The organism is Deltaproteobacteria bacterium, from assembly GCA_019308995.1.
In the GTDB taxonomy this organism is placed as follows: Bacteria; Desulfobacterota; Desulfarculia; order Adiutricales; family JAFDHD01; genus JAFDHD01.
Map to the genome: position 1 here is coordinate 1 of JAFDHD010000071.1, position 16,036 is coordinate 16,036.

Below are 16,036 nucleotides of genomic sequence, written 5' to 3' on the forward strand. Positions count from 1 at the left end.
TCCGCAGATCCTGGATGTCGTTTCATGGTACCTCCTTAGGTACCAGTATCCAAAATCCGTCAAACCGGACAAATTAAGTGCTATGAAAAGCGGACATATCATGTGCTACTGACACTCTGGTCATTCTTCTCTTGATCTTGAAGAAAAATTGGAGTAATAATACCTATAATGATTTTGGGTGTGCTGTAATCAGGAGGAAGCTGATGGCATATGACGCCCTTGAAGTAATGGAAAAAGCCAATCAGATTTATGAAGTCGAAGAATTGTCGCCGGGTAAGCAGCTGAGCAGTTTTATCATCTGGGCCATCGAAATCTGCCTGGTTGTTGCTTTTATTTTATATATCTTGTGATCCACTACCTAGTGAACCCTTACTAGATCCCCCCAGCCACACTCAAACCGGCCAGGCTCCGCGAGGCAATCTCAAATTAGTCAATAATTATTATCAGATCGAGATTACTTCGTCGCTGAAGCTCCTTCTAAGAAACTGTTTTTCCTGTTTCAGGATTTACTAGTATGAAACCCATTGAATTTGCACATTTTTATATATTATATCTGACCCGTTGTTTATAAGCGCGTTCATACTAGTCTTGGCCTTTATTGACATATGAAAGACCAGAAATATACGGGCGGGGATAAACCCCGCCCCTACTCCAAATCGGTATTGTAGGGGCGGGGTTTATCCCCGCCCTTGAAAACAGTTTTTTGTCAAATAACCCTATGGCTCCTGCCGGAGGGCCGGGGGCTCGGAATGACAATTCGTTAGTAAATGTTTGATCGCAACCTGGTATACGCATCCAGTCCAGTCAGCGGAAATCTTTTATCCAGGTTTTTTAAAAGGAAACGAATTGCTGCTGGTTTAGCCAGGTAGGAATAGCGCGGCGTCAACGGGCAGGGACTCCGTAAAGAGCCATATATTCGTCGAATTCCTTGAGGGTGGCCGAATCAAAAGGGCGTCTGGTTCCTTTTTGGAGCACCGGAATTTTTTCCTGGGCCAAAAACTGAATCACGCTCCGGATACCGGCCAGGAAGTAAACCGGCAGGCCGGTTTTGGACGTGAAGCAGGCAATGGCGTCCTCACCCTTAACTCCCTCTTTTACCCGGCCCTGATCATCTGTCACCGCCGTGGTCTGTTCCCGATCAATGGCCAGGCCAACTCCGACCATGGAAAGCTCAAGCCCCCGGGCGGACGACTCCTCCTTGAGGAGATCGAGCAGGTCATATTTGGTGCCCATTGTGGTTCCAACATCATCTAAGATGAATACCCGGGCCCCGGGGTAAAGGGCATTGGTGACAAACATGCTGCTTCGCTTCGAGGCTTCACCGTGTTTCTTGGCTTCCTTGCGGTCGTACTCGAAAAGGATGTCCTGTTTATGTTCAATCCAGAGGGCCTGGGCTGTGGCGACGGCAATGGCGCTGCCTTTGTATGATGGGCCTATCAGGACGTCAATCCGGTCCGTCAGGTTTCTGGAAATGAGGAGCTGCGCCATAAAGGAGCCCAGGGTGAAACTCAAACGCCCGGTGCGGAAAAGCCCCATGTTGACAAAGTACGGCGTGGGACGTCCGTCTTTCAACCTCAGATTTCGATCGAAAAAAAGCGCTCCAGATTCAGCTAAGACCCGGGCGAACTCTTTTTTATATTCTTCCATATTAACAATAAAAATTTCAGGCTGGCTCAGGCGTTCATAAGGCTTCCCGCCTTAAGGAGTGGCCTATGATTTCTGCATCTTTTCGAGGAGCTCCTGAGCTTCCTTGAAATGAGGCTGAATCCTGAGCGCCTTTTTAATTGAAGCGAGAGCCTGCTTATTGTTTCCAGCCTCAAGGTAAGCTCGGGCCAGGTTGTAAAGCAGGTTTTCTTCGTCAGGCTGGATAGTCAAAGCCTGCTTATAATTTTCAATCGCCTCTTCGTACTTCCCCTGCCGCCGGAAAGCAATGCCAAGGCGGTTGTAAGTGAAAACCTCCTCAGGGTTGGACTCGATAGCGGCCTTGAAGGCATTTTCCGCCTCTTCGTCCATCCCTTGGGCCAGGAAGGCTTCTCCAATTTCAGTTTTCAAGGATGCATCAACCGGATTGACTTCCAGTGCCTTGTTAAAGGCCTTTTTGGCCTCCTGAGCCCGACCGATCTCTAATAAGGCTTTGCCCAGTTCGGCCTGGCGATCTGAATGTTTTGGGCTTACCTGTACCGCCTCTTTCAGAACCTCGACCACCTTATGGGGCTTGCCCATTTTTTTATAGACCTCGGCCAATTTCTCTCGGGCTTTAATGAACTGAGGCCCCATTTCCCTGGCTTTATGAAAGGACCTTTCCGCTTGATTCATTTTTCCTTCCAGTTCATAAATCAGGCCGCGGGTATAATGAACCTTGGGACTGCGTGGAAGGATTTTTTCAGCCTTGTCCAGCTCCCTGTGAGCATCGTCAAACCGGTTTGCTTTCATGAGAATATCCGCAAGCTGCAATTGGGTGTCTACCTCAGACGGCTCAAGCCTCCTGGAAAGTATTTCCACCATCTTTTCTTCAAGGATCTTGGGGACAAAGGGCTTGATGATGTATCCGTCCACATCAGATTCAATGGCTTGAGCGACTGTGCCTTCCTCTACCTCAGCCGTTACCATCAGAAAAGGCAGGTTCTTCAAGCGTTCATTCTGCCTGACCTGGACGAGAAGGTCGTAGCCGCTCATGCGCGGCATGTTCCAATCGCAGATAATGAAGTCATAACTCTCAGCCAGCAGCTTCTTAAACCCCTGTTCGCCGTCTTCCGCTTCATAGAAGGCATTGAATCCCAGGACCCTGAGCATGTTGCGGATGGTCTTCCTCATGACAGGCTTATCATCCACAATCAAGATCTTGAACCGCTTCAGATCCTTAACCACGTTGTCCAGTTCGGACATGGTCATCCTCTCTAATCAAAAAAATTGAAGGATGAACTTGCTTCTTGAGGCAGAGAGAAGGAGAAGGTCGTGCCTCGGCCAGACTCGCTTTCCACTTCGATCTGGCCGCCCAGGGCCTGGACGGCCATTTTACAGAAGGTCAGGCCCAGGCCTGCTCCGGTCTTCGGCGCCCCTTCCCTGCCTTGGGAAAACTTATCGAAAATCTTGTCCAGTATTTCCTTTGGTATGCCGCGGCCATTATCCTGGACTTTGATGTGAAATTCCTCGTTTTTCGTTTCGGCCTTAAGTGTAATTTGGCCGGACTCCAGGGTATGGTCAATGGCGTTGGTCAGGAGGTTTATCAGAATGCGCTCGAACATGAGAGAATCGGTTTCGAGTAAAGGCAGATCGGCTGGGATTTCCGTAGAGATAGTAATGTTTTTGAGCCTGGCCAGGGGACGATATCGTTCGGCGATTTCTTCGATTGACTTTTTAAGCTCAAAGGATGAGATTTCCAGCTGCAGCTTCTGTTCTTCCATGCGGCTGATGCCCAGGAGATTGGCTATCATGCGGGACATTTCAACGCTGCCCAGAACAGCGGATTCGAGGACATCAGCCTGAAATTCTGACAGCGTTTCATATTTGATCATTTCCAGGTTGGCCACGATTTCGGCCAAGGGCCCTTTGAGGTCATGGATGACCATATTAGTCAGGTCACGTTTGAGCTGTTCCAGTTCTCTCAATTCCTGATAAGCCGCTTCGAGCTCGTTTTTTTGTCTTCTAAGCTGCTCATTGGTTTCCTCAAGTTCAGCCGTCTGCCTCTTGACCTCCTGGCGCAGCCGTTCATTGTATTCCTGAATCTGTTTCTCTGCTTCCTTCTGTATAGTTATATCTCGCCGGATCAGGATAACGTTCTTCATCTTTTTCCGGTCATCCAAAACGGGCATGGCCCTGATTTCGAGATAACGGTTCGGCCCAGTTTCTTGTTTAATTTCACGAAGACCGATTTCAATATGGCCTGACTGGCGAACGGACACGGCCGGGCAAGTAAATTCAGCTTCCTCACAGGGCCTTTTGTACCCGTAGATTGCTTCGTAACAGTACCGGCCAATAACTTTTTTGGGGTGGCTGCCCAAGGTTTCTGCCAGGGCTTGATTCACGGACGTGATTTTGAAATCGCTGTCTAGGGAAAAGATTTCATCCCCAATGCCGTCAACCAGTGCTCGAAATTTATTTCGACTTTCAATAATCAGTTGCTGTAGCTCTTGGCTGTCAGAGTTCACTGGGTTTTCCATAAAAAAGCGCCTCAAGAATTTTTCCGCAAACACCCGGACACGCGGCGTTGATCAGACATCCATGCCTTCCGCAGACCTTTATTAATTATAAAGAATACATCAGGTTGAATGCAAGAGTTATCTTCGGAAAGCATCAATCCAGAGAAGCCTGGCCTGCAAGGCAGCTAATTATTCAGGCAAACATCAACCTAATTGGCTTCTTTAAACAGCCGTTCAATCCCGAGCGTAATAAAACTGTTTAAACTCCGTCTCATACCTGGCCAGGTGCCCCTGATCTCGAAAGCTGAAGTACTTGCCTCCTCTGCCGACAATGATATGGTCAATGACGCTGATTTCCACCAGACGAGCGGCATGTATTAGCTGACGGGTCAGACGAAAGTCATTGGGCGAAGGCCGGACGCTGCCCGAGGGGTGGTTGTGAGCAAAAACCAGTCCGGCGGCGTTGCGGGCCAGGGCTCTTTCGATGAGTTCCCTGGGATGGACATTGGCAGCTCCAACCGTTCCCTGGCTGAGGTCCTCGATTCCGATAACCCCGTTGGCCCCATCCAAATAGATGACCTTGAAGACCTCCTTGGGCAGGTTTTCCAGGTCGTGCTGAAGATATTGAAAAACCTTTTTAGAGGAAGCCAGGTAATCCCGCCCGATAAGGTCCCGTTTCAGATAAGTCCCGGCCACCGCAGCAATAAACTTTATGGCTATAGGGTTGTTAGGGCCGATGTTTTTGACCTGGGTCAGTTTGGCCAGGTCAGCGTCGAAGATGGCCGGAATGGAGCCAAACTTCTTAAGGAGATCCCGGGCGGTCTGTTTGCAATCCTTGCGGGGCGTTCCGAAGGTGAGTAAAAGCTCGATGATCTCCTCGTCAGTAAACTTTTCAAGACCATGCTGGCGAAACTTGTCTTTGAGTCTTTGGCGGTGCCCCAGTCTGGGGTCTTTTTCTTTCTCATTAGCCAATTTCAGATCCCCACGCCTGCCACAGGAGTCTGGCACACCGGGCAGGCGCCCTGCTGAACATGGTTGGCCAGGATAGAAAAACCTGTTCGATCAATGAGCAGGTGGTGGCAGTGATGACAGTAAGTCTTTTCGCCTTCATCTCCCCAGATGTTGCCTGAGTAAACATAATGAAGGCCGGCCGCAAGCCCGATCTCCCTGGCGCGATGGATGGTGGCCGCCGGGGTGGAGTCTGCGTCAAGCAGCCGGTAGGTGGGGTGAAACCGGCTGATATGCCACGGTATTTCCGGACTGACTCCGGCCAGCCACCCGGCCAGTGCGGCCAGCTCCTCCTCATTGTCATTATACCCGGGAATAATTAAGGTGGTTACTTCCACCCAGACGCCCATCTCTTTCATGCGCACAATGGTTTCCTTGACCGGCTCCAGTTTGGCCTGGCAGAGTTTCCGGTAAAATTCGTCCTGAAAGGCCTTCAGGTCCACGTTGGCGGCGTGCAGATCAGACCCGATCATCTTCAAGGCCTCTTCGGTCATGTAGCCGTTGGTGACAAAGATGTTTTTCAATCCCTCGGCCGAAGCAGCCCGGGCTGTATCCAAGGCATATTCAAAAAAAATGGTCGGTTCCGTATAGGTATAAGAAATCGAGGCGTCCTGACGGCGCTTGGCCAGGGACACGATCTCCGACGGGGATATCTCCTGGCCGACCACCCGGCCGGCATCCCTGGGCATCTGGGAGATGTCGTAATTCTGGCAGTAGGCGCAGGTAAAATTACAGCCCACGGTAGCTATGGAAAAGGAGCTCGTGCCTGGCAGAAAATGGAAAAGCGGTTTTTTCTCGATCGGATCGGAATTGGTGGAGATGGCCAGGCCGTACACCTGAGTGAAAAGGCGTCCCTCCTGGTTGAGGCGCACACCACAAATCCCGGTTTTGTCCGGCTTGATCAAACAGCGGTGCGCACATAAATGGCAGCGGACCCTGTCCTGGTCCAGCGTTTCATAAAGCAGAGCTTCCCGCATCCTTTTTCCTCTTTTCATGATTGTTAGCCCGGGTTGACAAAGCAGACCGGTCAGGCCCGTAAATGGTTGAGGAGGGCGCCGGCTGGCGTTTAAGCCTTAATCTTATTCTGAGAGGCAGGTTGTCGGTCCTCATGGAATAAGTCACGTCGGCCACCAGACCTAAAAAGGCTCCAAAGGGGTTGGACTGGACCAGGTGCTGGGATTCAAAAGGCAAGACGCGGTGAGCCAGGCTCGGCGGCAGTAAATGGACGGTGCCCCAGCGTATTCGGGCCCGGTCGGTCAGGTGGCCCATCATGCCGTGCAGCTTCCACAGGGAGAAAAACCGGGCCCGGTTATAGATGCTGTCCTTGACCAGGCCCTTGATCCGCCGGGCCAGGGCGGTCAATGAAAAGCTGTTGAGGACTCCGACGAAGACCCGGCTCTGCGCCACCCGCATGGCTTCAGCCAAAGCCGCTTCAGGATCATCTAAAAATTCCAGGCAGGTGATCAGGATGACAACGTCGAATTCATTATCCTCAAAAGGCAGGTTTTCAGCCCGGCCCGGGACAAGGGCGGCCCGGTGACCCATGCGCTTTCTAGCCAGATCGAGCATAACCGCGGAAGGTTCGAGCCCGGTTACATTCAGGCCCTGCTCATAAAAAACCTCAAGATAAAGCCCGGTACCGCAGCCCACGTCCAGTAAGCGTTCCCGGGCCTGGGGCCGGACCAAGCGCAACACCAGACCCTTTTGAAGGGCAAAGGCCGCCCGCCCAGCCTCGGTTTGAAACCAGGCCTCCTGTTTTTGTGCGGCTTCTTGGTTAAAAATAAGACTCAACTAAAAGACTCCAGCCTGATAAACTCAAACGCTTTCCTTAAAAACGGCGCCGGTGGCGCCTGAGGTCACCATGTGCGAGTAACGCAAGGCATACCCGTGCTTGATTTTAGGCTCCGGCGGAGACCATGTTTGTCGCCGTCTTTTCATCTCACTTTCGCTGATTTCAAGGGTGATCTTCTTGCCAGGGATGTCAATCGAAATCAGATCACCCTCCTTAACTAGAGCGATCGGCCCTCCCAGGGCCGCCTCGGGTGAAACATGGCCGACGGCCGCGCCCTGAGTGCCGCCGGAAAAACGGCCGTCCGTGAGCAAGGCCACGGATGAACCCAGTCCCATTCCGACAATGCTGCTGGTCGGGGTCAGCATCTCTCTCATCCCAGGCCCGCCTTTCGGCCCTTCATAACGGATGACCACCGCGTCCCCGGGCTTGATTTTCCCGTCAAGGATAGCAGATGAAGCTTCTTCTTCTGAGTCGAAGACGCGAGCTTGACCCTTACTCTTAAGCATTTCCTCAGCCACGGCCGACTGCTTCACCACCGCTCCCTCCGGGGCCAGATTGCCTTTAAGGATGGCCAGGCCGCCCTCAGTGTGGTAGGGCGAGCTCAGTTCTCGAATCACAGCCCGGTTTTTCACCCGTGCCCCTTTGAGACTGGATTTGAGTTTCTTGCCCGTAACCGTCAGGACCTCCTGATTGACCAGCTCAGCCTTGGCCAGTTCGGCCATGACCGCCATGACACCGCCGGCTTCATGCAGATCCTGAAGGTGATGCGGCCCTCCAGGCGAAAGGCTGACCAGATGGGGAGTCCGGGCGCTAACTTCATTGAAGATATCCAGATTGAGCTCAATGCCCGCCTCATGGGCCAGGGCCGGGACATGCAGAACGGTGTTGGTCGAGCAGCCCAAGGCCATATCCACAGCCAGGGCGTTCATGAAAGCCGCCTCGGTGGCGATGTCCCGGGGGCAGATGTTCTTTTTGACCAGGTGCATGACCGCAAACCCGGCTTCCTTGGCCAGCCGGATACGCGCCGCGTTAATGGCGGGGATGGCGCCGTTTCCAGGCAGACCGAGGCCAAGAGCCTCGGTGAGGCAGTTCATGGAGTTGGCCGTGAACATGCCCGCGCAGGAACCGCAGCCAGGACAGGCCGCCTCCTCCAGCTGCTCCAGCTCCCTTTCCGACATGCTTCTCGCCCTCACCCTGCCCACACTCTCGAAGACCGTGATCAGGTCCACGGCGCGACCGTCTACCGATCCGGCGAGCATGGGGCCGCCGGAAATGGCAATGGCAGGGATGTTGAGCCTCAGAACAGCCATGAGCATCCCGGGAACAATCTTGTCGCAGTTGGGGATGATGACCAAACCGTCGAAAGGATGAGCCCTGGCCATGACCTCGACCGAGTCGGCAATAAGCTCCCGGCTGGCCAATGAGTACTTCATACCTTCATGGTTCATGGCCAGACCGTCACAAACGCCGATGGTGGAAAATTCCATGGGCGTCCCACCGGCCATGCGCACGCCCGCCTTGACCGCCTCGGCGATACGATCAAGATGTATGTGACCGGGGGTGATTTCGTTAGCTGAGTTGGCTATGCCGATGATCGGTCTGTTAATCTCCTTGTCCGTATAACCCATAGCCTTGAGCAGGGATCGGTGAGGAGCTCTATCCAGACCCTTTTTCATAGCGTCACTTCTCATAAACTACTCCTTCAATCACAGTCGCTTTTGTAAACACCAAGTCAAAAACCGGCACTTCCTGGTTTTTACTGGATATTAAAATAGAAAAATGTATTTATTTCAAGAGGTAATTTCCTTAGCTTAAGGCTTAAATCTTGATAAACTATAAAGATCGGAGTATATTTTTGTGGTGACAAAATTATTTTTGAGAAAAAGGGGGAAACTGATAAAACGAATCTGTATTATAGACGGCCAGGGAGGGGGCATCGGTTCTACCTTGATCAAGGGCCTGCGGGAAGCCTATGGTGAGTCCATTGAAATCCTGGCCCTCGGCACCAATGCCATAGCCACCGCCCAGATGATGAAGGCCCGGGCCAACCGGGGCGCGAGCGGTGAAAATGCCATTGTCCGAATCGTTCAGGAAACCGACCTCATCATCGGTCCCATCTCCATCACCTGGGCTCATGCCATGATGGGAGAAATAACCCCGCGCATGGCAGAGGCCATTGTCTCCTGTCCCGCCCCCAAGATTCTGCTTCCCCTGTCTCGCGAAAATGTCACTCTAATGGGTTTAAGCGGCGAACCGCTGCCGCACCTGGTTGAGGAAATTATCAAAGATAAGATTAAGGAGTTCATTGACGATGTGTGAAGCTTCGGCATTTAAGTTTAAGGACGGCCAGGAGGAACTGCTGCTGGAGGCCGTGGACCTGATCGAGCCTGAGAGCGATGATAGTTTTCGGATCGTAAGTATTTTTGGCGAGCAAAAAGTAATCAAAGGCAAGATCAAGGTCATCAATCTGGTTAATCACAAGATAGTATTTGAAGATTAAGACCATAGCCAGCCAGAGCGGGAATTTTTTCTTGGTGAATAGGTGAGGAATCTTTTTGGATAAAAAGGATTCCCCCGCGCCTCCTTATTGACCCAATTCAAGCCAACACACCTCAAGAGCGACTGCCTCCATAACCTTTCGCAGGAGACTCGACTGCATGGAGCGTAAGGAGATAGCAAAGGCTCTGGAAGAAATCGGGACGCTCCTGGAATTAAAAGGAGAAAATCCTTTTAAAATCAGGGCTTATCAGCAGGCCGCCCGGACCGTGCTTCAGATCGAAGGAGACCTGACCGAACTGGTTGAAAATGGCGGCCTGGCCAAGGTGAAAGGCATTGGCAAGGCCCTGAGCGAGAAGATTACGGAACTCGTCACCACCGGCCGCCTCGAATATCTCACTAAATTAAAAGAATCCTTCCCGCCCGGACTCTTTGAATTGCTCAAGATCCAGGGCCTGGGGTCCAAAAAGATCAAAGCGCTTTACGAAAACCTGGGCATCACCAACCTGGGCGAACTGGAATACGCCTGCCTCGAGAATCGCCTGCTAGACTTGAAGGGTTTTGGGTTGAAAACCCAGGCCAATGTCATTAAGAACATTGAAACTCTGAAGAAATACCGCGGCCAGTTTCTCTGGAGCGAGGCCGAAGCTCAGGCTCTGGAACTGGTTAAGACCGTGGACGCCTGCCCGGCTGTTGATCGGGTGGAACCGGCGGGCGATTTTCGCCGGCTGAATGAGGTTGTTAAAAACCTGACCCTGGTGGCCGTGTCAAACGCTCCCCAGGAGGTAGCGCGCTTTATCGAAGATTCAGGCGCGGCCGAATCTATCGAGCACGAAGATCAGACGGAGATAGGCCTGAGTCTTCAGTCTGGATTAAAGGCCCGGCTGCACCTGGTGAGTAAAGAAGCCTTTGCTTGCGCCTGGCACCATTTTACCGGGAGTGAGGTTTACATCGGCTTGATGCAGCAGCGGGCTGAAACCATGGGCTTGAAGCTTAATAGCCGCGGCCTGTTTGATCGGGAAGGCCGGCTCAGGCCTGTTTCTGATGAGGCCGAAATATTTGCCTTACTAGATCTCCCCTTAATTCCTGCTGAACTAAGAGAAGGCCGGGGCGAGATTGAGGCGGCGGCAACGAAAAATATACCAGACCTGGTCAGCTTTTCAGACATCAAGGGCGTCTTTCATGTGCACAGCAACTACAGCGACGGCGGGCTGTCCATTACCGAGTCAGTGGGCTGGTGTCTCGAACACGGTTATGAGTACCTGGGTCTGTCAGACCACAGCCAAACCGCGGTCTATGCCGGGGGCCTGTCCCTGGAGGACCTCAAACGTCAGCTAGAGGAGGTCGAGGAGATTAGGTCTCAATACCCGGATTTCAGGCTGTTCTGGGGCATCGAGTCCGATATCCTGCCTGACGGCTCTCTGGATTACCACGAGGACGTCCTGGCCGGGTTTGATTTTGTCATCGCCTCGGTCCATGCCGCGTTCAATCTCTCGGAAAAAGAGATGACCGACCGATTGATCCGGGCTGTTCAAAATCCTTACACGACCATTCTTGGTCACCCCACCGGGCGGCTTTTACTGGCCCGCGAGCCTTACGCGGTTGATCTGCATGCCGTGCTGGCCGCAGCCGCTGACACCGGGACCATTATTGAAATAAACGCCAATCCGCACCGCCTGGACCTGGATTGGCGTGAAATGCAGCATGCTAAATCTCTGGGGCTGAAGATGATGATCGGTCCGGACGCCCATTCGCTGGACGGGCTGACCCACATTCGATACGGGGTCCAGGCGGCGCGTAAGGGCTGGCTGGCGCCATCTGACGTGCTCAACTGCCTGAGCCGACAGGACCTGGCAGGTTTCTTGGAAAACCTTCACCGCAAAAAAAAGAAGCAGTATGAGAAATAAGTCAGATATTAAGAAGATTCTGGCCGCGCTGGACAAGGAATATCCCGGGGCCGGCTGCAGCCTTGAACACCGGAACCCCCTGCAGCTGTTGGTCGCGACCATCCTGTCGGCACAGTGCACTGACAAGCGAGTCAATGAGGTCACCAAGGACCTTTTCAAGAAATACAGGACCGCGGCCGACTATGCACAGGTTGCGCCGGGAGAACTGGAAGCAGACATCCGTCCGACCGGCTTCTTTAAAAACAAGGCCAGGTCCATTAAGGCTCTCGGTGAAACCCTGGCCACGAAATATAAAGGCCGGGTTCCAGACAGCATGGAGGAGCTGGTTGAGCTGCCTGGGGTGGGCCGAAAGACGGCCAACGTGGTCCTGGGCACGGCCTTTAATGTCCCCGGCATCGTCGTGGACACCCATGTTGCCAGGTTCGCCGGCCGCATGGGGCTGAGTAATCAAAAAGACGCCGTCAAGATCGAGTTTGACCTTATGGCACAGATCCCCAGGAAAAAATGGATCGCCTTTTCCCATGAGGTCATTGCTCACGGCCGCAGGGTCTGTACGGCGCGGAAACCGGACTGCCCTGCTTGCCTGCTGCTGAAACTCTGCCCTTTCGGTCAGTCTCGCTGAAAAGAGTCACATTCGATTTTTTTTCATATAACCAATAAAGGAGGAGTAACCATGGCCAAGATTTTGGTTGTGAACCAGGAACGATGCACGGGCTGCTGTTTGTGCGAGATGGTCTGCTCGGTAAAAAAGGAGGGTGTTAGCGATCCCTCCCGGGCAAGGATCCATGTGGTCAAATGGGAGATGGAGGGATTTTATCTGCCAATGTTCTGCCAGCACTGCGAGGAACCGGTGTGCGCGGCGGTCTGCCCGGTCAACGCCATTGAAAAAGACGAGTCTTCGGGGCGGGTGGTAACGAATTTTGACCTGTGCATCGGTTGTCGAACCTGTATCTTTGCCTGCCCCCTGGGAGGTGTGGGTTTTGACAGTAAAGCGCAAAAGATCCTGCGATGCGACTTATGTGATGGTGAGCCCACCTGCGTGGAGTTTTGCGACACCAAAGCCATCCAGTATGTAGACAGCAGCAAAGTACAGACCCGAAAGATGCGGGGCGTGGCCGAAAAACTTTATCGAGTCTTGAAGGCAGCCACTAACCCGTGATGTCTGGAAGCGACACAGTCTTTCGATTAAATGTTTTAAGCATAGGATGACTGGGGTTATCAACTACATTCCGAGGGTCTGATTATTTTACTGCCGATTGTAAGTCGAGGTCGAAAATGACCGTGATCGCTATCGTGGGATGCGGGATCGCCGGGCATGAAGCCGCGTTGACTGCCCGTATGACAGACCTGTCGGCCAGGGTAAAGATTCTCACTGAGGAAAAGCATCCCTTATATAGCGCCTGCGTGCTGGCGGACTATGTGGCTGGTGAGATTCCGAGGCAGCGGGTTTTAATTAGCCGTAAACAGGATTATGAAGAGCACCGCATCGAACTACTCCTGTCCCAGCCAGTAGTGGATTGGTTCCCTGATGAGGGCGAACTCCAACTGAATAGTGGGAAGCTCCCTTACGACAAGCTGGTCCTGGCCACGGGCAGCCGCCCTATTATTCCCAAGTCTCCTGGAATGAATAAAAAAGGGGTCTTTAATTTCAAAACCCTGAAAGACGCCGAAAACATCAAACGGGCCTCTGGAAAATCCGCCGTAATAGTGGGCACGGGGCCGGTAGGGATCGAAGTGGCCGTTTCCCTGCGACGTAAGGGCTGGTCGGTTACTCTGATTGAGCTCATGGGAAGAGTGCTTCCCAAAGTTTTTGATGACCCTTTGGCCGATTCGTTGAAAAAATATCTTGAAGCCGGTGGAATTCAAGTCTTCCTTGAGGAACGATTGGTTGAAATCCTGGGTCAAAAGCGGGTTGAAGCCGTCCAAACTGACCGGCGTTCGATCCCCGCAGACCTCGTGGTGCTTGGGCTCGGGATGAGGCCGGAAACAGAGCTAGCCAAAAAGGGAGGGTTGAGGCTTGGACCCTCAGGCGGGATCTTGGTGGATGAGGGTATGAACACCAGTCGGCCAGGTGTTTGGGCCTGCGGCGATTGCGTAGAGTCCATGGATCGGATTACGGGCCGGAAGGGCCTTTATATGCTGTGGAACAACGCCCGTCTCCAGGAACGGGTTGCCGGGGCCAACGCAACTGACGGCGAGCGACGGTATGCGGGCAGCTTCAATCTCACAACCGTCAACCTGTTTCATGATTCAGCCGCCTCAGTTGGCGTAATGGCTGCTGATTTGCCTGACAATGAAGCCCAGACTTTTCATCAAAAAGGCCCAAGAGGGGAGCTCTGGCTTGTTTTACAAAATGAGCAACTGGTGGGCGTCCAGGCTCTAGGCCGCATTGAGCGGTTCGGCGGACTGTTAGGCCTCCTTTTGCGAGGAGAGAACCTGCGAGAAAAGCTAAAAGAAAAACCTCAATCTAAAGGATGGCAGACTTGGGCTCTGCGGGGGGTTCAGCGGGATCTGCTCCGCATGCTTAATACTTAAAGACCGAACTTAAGACAAAAACGATAAATCCTGATATGGCAAATCGTAATAAAAATGGAGGATTGTAATGGCCGCTAAGGAGGGACACAGAAAAGGAGCGGTGAGATGCTTAAACTGCTTCACACGTTTTTCACCACCAGAAGGTGCTTCACAGGCCGCCTGCCCCAACTGTGGGACCCCATGGAGATTTACATGGATTTCTCCCTCATTCGTAAAAATACGAGGGCCTGTTTGGGAAAAGTTGAAAACCAAGAATCCATAAGAAACATACTTTCCCCTCGTTAAAAAAAACAACACGAAACTATTTCCTTTCCATGAAAATTCGAGGGAGCGCTCAAAGGATAAGATAGAAATGTATACAATAAAATGACGGTAAAAAATGCTACAATTGACTCAGGAGTCGGAAATCTATATCCTTTTGGCGTCAAGAACATAAATCTCAGAATCCAGCTCCATTTTCCATGGAGAAAATACAAGCATATAATGGGAGGTAAACGAGATGCTAACTAAGGCCTATATCCCGTATAAAGGATATTACAGTACTCCTTTTGCCCGGTGGCAGGGGAGCTTGGCTAATGAAAATTCCGTGGTTCTGGCCGGAAAAACCTCTAAGAGATGGTTTGCTGCAAAGAACTGGGACCCAAAGATGTTTGATTATGTGTTCTTAGGCATTACTATCGGACAGCCTAGTTGGTTTTACGGAGGGCCATGGGTGTGCGCCCTTATGGGTGCGACTGACGTACCTGGCATTATTATTAGCCAAGCCTGCTCTACTTCGACTACCTGTATCTACCAGGCAGCGATAGGAATTGAAACAGGTCTTTTTGAAAACGCTTACACCCTCATGACTGACCGGTGCTCCAACGGACCTCATACTATCTGGCCCAACCCCAACGGCCCAGGCGGGGAGGTGATTTCCGAAAATTGGAACATGGACAATATAAACCGTGATCCCTGGGCTGGAGCTTCCATGATCCAGGCTGCGGAAAACGTTGCCAGGGAGGCCGGCATCACTCGCGAGGAATGTGACGCCACGACATTAAGAAGATACGAGCAATACCAGGACTCATTAGCTAATGATCGCAGTTTTCAGAAACGATATATGTTTCCCGCGGAAGCTCAACTTACGAGAAAGAAAACGGTAGTGTTAGAAGAAGACGAGGGGATTACACCGACGACAAAAGAAGGTCTGGCCCGTATAAGAACCGTTTTACCGGATGGAGTGCTCACTTTCGCCGCACAGACCCATCCGGCGGACGGTAACGCCGCCATGGTCGTAACCGGTAGAGACAAAGCCAAGGAATTAAGCGCGGACCCAAACCTGGAGATCCAGGTGATCTCTTACGGATATGCCCGTACAAAAAAGAGCTTCATGCCCGCAGCCCCGGTACCCGCGGCCCGAATGGCCATGGAAAAGGCGGGTATCGCCATTGAAGACATAAAGGCTATTAAGACTCACAATCCCTTTGCGGTAAACGATATCTACCTAGCCCAGCAAATGAAGATAGACGCAAACAGCTTTAATAACTACGGTAGTTCCTTGATTTTCGGGCACCCCCAGGGGCCGACCACCGGCCGTTCGATCATCGAGGGTATCGAGGAAGTGGCGGATAAAGGCGGCGGATATCTTCTCTTTACAGGGTGCGCCGCTGGTGACACGGCTGCGGCCATTGTGTTAAAAATAGGTTAATAATCGTTATCCATGCGACGACCTGGGACACGGTTTTTAAAAAGGTGATCTTCTCCGGATTAGTTGATGATAATTTGATTTGGTGGATAGATATTTGCATTATTTAAACAAGTAACCTTTATAAAGGTCATTTGCTTATTATTAAACACTTAGATCTTTAAAAAGGAACTGAGCGAGACCTTCGGGATCAGCCATTCGAGTGTGCCTGAACACATCAACCAGCTGGTCCGCAAGGGATATCTGAAACGTGAAGGCCGCAAGGCCCGCGGGCTGACCGTGGCCAAGCGGCCGATAAGAGACTCTATTATTCAGGTTGCCGGATTATACACAAATCTCCAGAACCATGGAATACCTGTATGTATCCCATGTTCCCCTTGGATCGAAATGCGAAAGATAGTAGAACTATTTGAAATTACACAAAATATCAGACATTACCTGACTAGTCATTAGTGTCTACACTCCCTGATTA

General features: G+C 51.9%; 16 protein-coding genes. 9 read left to right on the top strand and 7 right to left on the bottom strand.

From position 1 onward, the window contains the following. The first annotated feature begins 203 nt into the window (after positions 1–203). Positions 204–350: a hypothetical protein gene (locus JRI95_11615; protein ID MBW2062192.1), complete on the top strand. Its 147-nt coding sequence runs from the start codon at positions 204–206 to the stop codon at positions 348–350. A gap of 532 nt (positions 351–882) precedes the next feature. On the opposite strand, the gene JRI95_11620 is transcribed toward JRI95_11615, so the two are convergent. The 7 genes from JRI95_11620 to ilvD form a co-directional block, all read right to left on the bottom strand. Continuing rightward, positions 883–1,647: a hypothetical protein gene (locus JRI95_11620; protein ID MBW2062193.1), complete on the bottom strand. Its 765-nt coding sequence runs from the start codon at positions 1,645–1,647 to the stop codon at positions 883–885. Positions 1,648–1,710: 63 nt separating this feature from the next. Then, positions 1,711–2,886, bottom strand: a complete 1,176-nt coding sequence (locus tag JRI95_11625; protein MBW2062194.1) for a tetratricopeptide repeat protein — start codon at positions 2,884–2,886, stop codon at positions 1,711–1,713. Between the two features lie 11 nt (positions 2,887–2,897). Continuing rightward, the gene (locus tag JRI95_11630; protein MBW2062195.1) at positions 2,898–4,160 is read right to left on the bottom strand and encodes a PAS domain S-box protein; all 1,263 of its coding nucleotides are present in this window, start codon (positions 4,158–4,160) and stop codon (positions 2,898–2,900) included. Between the two features lie 213 nt (positions 4,161–4,373). Next, positions 4,374–5,111 (bottom strand): DNA repair protein RadC, encoded by a 738-nt coding sequence (gene radC / locus JRI95_11635; protein ID MBW2062196.1) that lies wholly within the window; start codon positions 5,109–5,111, stop codon positions 4,374–4,376. Positions 5,112–5,113: 2 nt separating this feature from the next. Beyond that, complete coding sequence (gene amrS, locus JRI95_11640; GenBank protein MBW2062197.1) at positions 5,114–6,124, bottom strand: AmmeMemoRadiSam system radical SAM enzyme; 1,011 nt, start codon at positions 6,122–6,124, stop codon at positions 5,114–5,116. After that, entirely contained in the window at positions 6,102–6,938 is an 837-nt protein-coding gene (locus tag JRI95_11645; protein ID MBW2062198.1) for a class I SAM-dependent methyltransferase, read from the bottom strand. Before JRI95_11645 ends, amrS begins: the two co-directional genes overlap by 23 nt. Before the next feature lie 24 nt (positions 6,939–6,962). Further along, the gene (gene ilvD / locus JRI95_11650) at positions 6,963–8,630 is read right to left on the bottom strand and encodes a dihydroxy-acid dehydratase (GenBank protein ID MBW2062199.1); all 1,668 of its coding nucleotides are present in this window, start codon (positions 8,628–8,630) and stop codon (positions 6,963–6,965) included. Between the two features lie 205 nt (positions 8,631–8,835). Between ilvD and JRI95_11655 the strand changes: the two genes are divergently transcribed. The 8 genes from JRI95_11655 to JRI95_11690 all read left to right on the top strand — a co-directional run bounded on the left by JRI95_11655 (position 8,836) and on the right by JRI95_11690 (position 16,017). Then, positions 8,836–9,258 carry a DUF3842 family protein gene (locus JRI95_11655; GenBank protein ID MBW2062200.1) on the top strand — a complete coding sequence of 141 codons (423 nt, stop codon included), beginning with the start codon at positions 8,836–8,838 and terminating at the stop codon, positions 9,256–9,258. Further along, positions 9,251–9,439 (top strand): CooT family nickel-binding protein, encoded by a 189-nt coding sequence (locus tag JRI95_11660; GenBank protein ID MBW2062201.1) that lies wholly within the window; start codon positions 9,251–9,253, stop codon positions 9,437–9,439. The genes JRI95_11655 and JRI95_11660 overlap by 8 nt, the downstream gene beginning before the upstream one ends. Before the next feature lie 157 nt (positions 9,440–9,596). Further along, positions 9,597–11,342, top strand: a complete 1,746-nt coding sequence (gene polX, locus JRI95_11665; protein MBW2062202.1) for a DNA polymerase/3'-5' exonuclease PolX — start codon at positions 9,597–9,599, stop codon at positions 11,340–11,342. Next, a complete protein-coding gene (gene nth, locus JRI95_11670; GenBank protein ID MBW2062203.1) occupies positions 11,332–11,964 on the top strand; it encodes an endonuclease III in 633 nt (210 codons plus the stop codon). The genes polX and nth overlap by 11 nt, the downstream gene beginning before the upstream one ends. Positions 11,965–12,015: 51 nt before the next feature. Then, positions 12,016–12,501 carry a 4Fe-4S dicluster domain-containing protein gene (locus JRI95_11675; GenBank protein ID MBW2062204.1) on the top strand — a complete coding sequence of 162 codons (486 nt, stop codon included), beginning with the start codon at positions 12,016–12,018 and terminating at the stop codon, positions 12,499–12,501. Positions 12,502–12,617: 116 nt separating this feature from the next. Continuing rightward, a complete protein-coding gene (locus JRI95_11680) occupies positions 12,618–13,877 on the top strand; it encodes an FAD-dependent oxidoreductase (GenBank protein MBW2062205.1) in 1,260 nt (419 codons plus the stop codon). A 499-nt stretch (positions 13,878–14,376) separates the two neighbouring features. Then, on the top strand, positions 14,377–15,567 hold the full coding sequence (locus JRI95_11685) for a thiolase family protein (protein MBW2062206.1): 1,191 nt from the start codon (positions 14,377–14,379) through the stop codon (positions 15,565–15,567). 153 nt (positions 15,568–15,720) lie between these two features. After that, positions 15,721–16,017 carry a hypothetical protein gene (locus JRI95_11690; protein MBW2062207.1) on the top strand — a complete coding sequence of 99 codons (297 nt, stop codon included), beginning with the start codon at positions 15,721–15,723 and terminating at the stop codon, positions 16,015–16,017. Positions 16,018–16,036 lie beyond the last annotated feature (19 nt).

Bases quoted from the DNA above. Each gene is read 5' to 3' on its own strand.
- JRI95_11620 (MBW2062193.1), bottom strand. From the start codon at position 1,647: ATGGAAGAATATAAAAAAGAGTTCGCCCGGGTCTTAGCTGAATCTGGA.
- JRI95_11630 (MBW2062195.1), bottom strand. From the start codon at position 4,160: ATGGAAAACCCAGTGAACTCTGACAGCCAAGAGCTACAGCAACTGATT.
- JRI95_11625 (MBW2062194.1), bottom strand. From the start codon at position 2,886: ATGTCCGAACTGGACAACGTGGTTAAGGATCTGAAGCGGTTCAAGATC.
- JRI95_11685 (MBW2062206.1), top strand. From the start codon at position 14,377: ATGCTAACTAAGGCCTATATCCCGTATAAAGGATATTACAGTACTCCT.
- JRI95_11680 (MBW2062205.1), top strand. From the start codon at position 12,618: ATGACCGTGATCGCTATCGTGGGATGCGGGATCGCCGGGCATGAAGCC.
- JRI95_11675 (MBW2062204.1), top strand. From the start codon at position 12,016: ATGGCCAAGATTTTGGTTGTGAACCAGGAACGATGCACGGGCTGCTGT.
- ilvD (MBW2062199.1), bottom strand. From the start codon at position 8,630: ATGAGAAGTGACGCTATGAAAAAGGGTCTGGATAGAGCTCCTCACCGA.
- JRI95_11615 (MBW2062192.1), top strand. From the start codon at position 204: ATGGCATATGACGCCCTTGAAGTAATGGAAAAAGCCAATCAGATTTAT.
- JRI95_11660 (MBW2062201.1), top strand. From the start codon at position 9,251: ATGTGTGAAGCTTCGGCATTTAAGTTTAAGGACGGCCAGGAGGAACTG.
- nth (MBW2062203.1), top strand. From the start codon at position 11,332: ATGAGAAATAAGTCAGATATTAAGAAGATTCTGGCCGCGCTGGACAAG.
- polX (MBW2062202.1), top strand. From the start codon at position 9,597: ATGGAGCGTAAGGAGATAGCAAAGGCTCTGGAAGAAATCGGGACGCTC.
- amrS (MBW2062197.1), bottom strand. From the start codon at position 6,124: ATGCGGGAAGCTCTGCTTTATGAAACGCTGGACCAGGACAGGGTCCGC.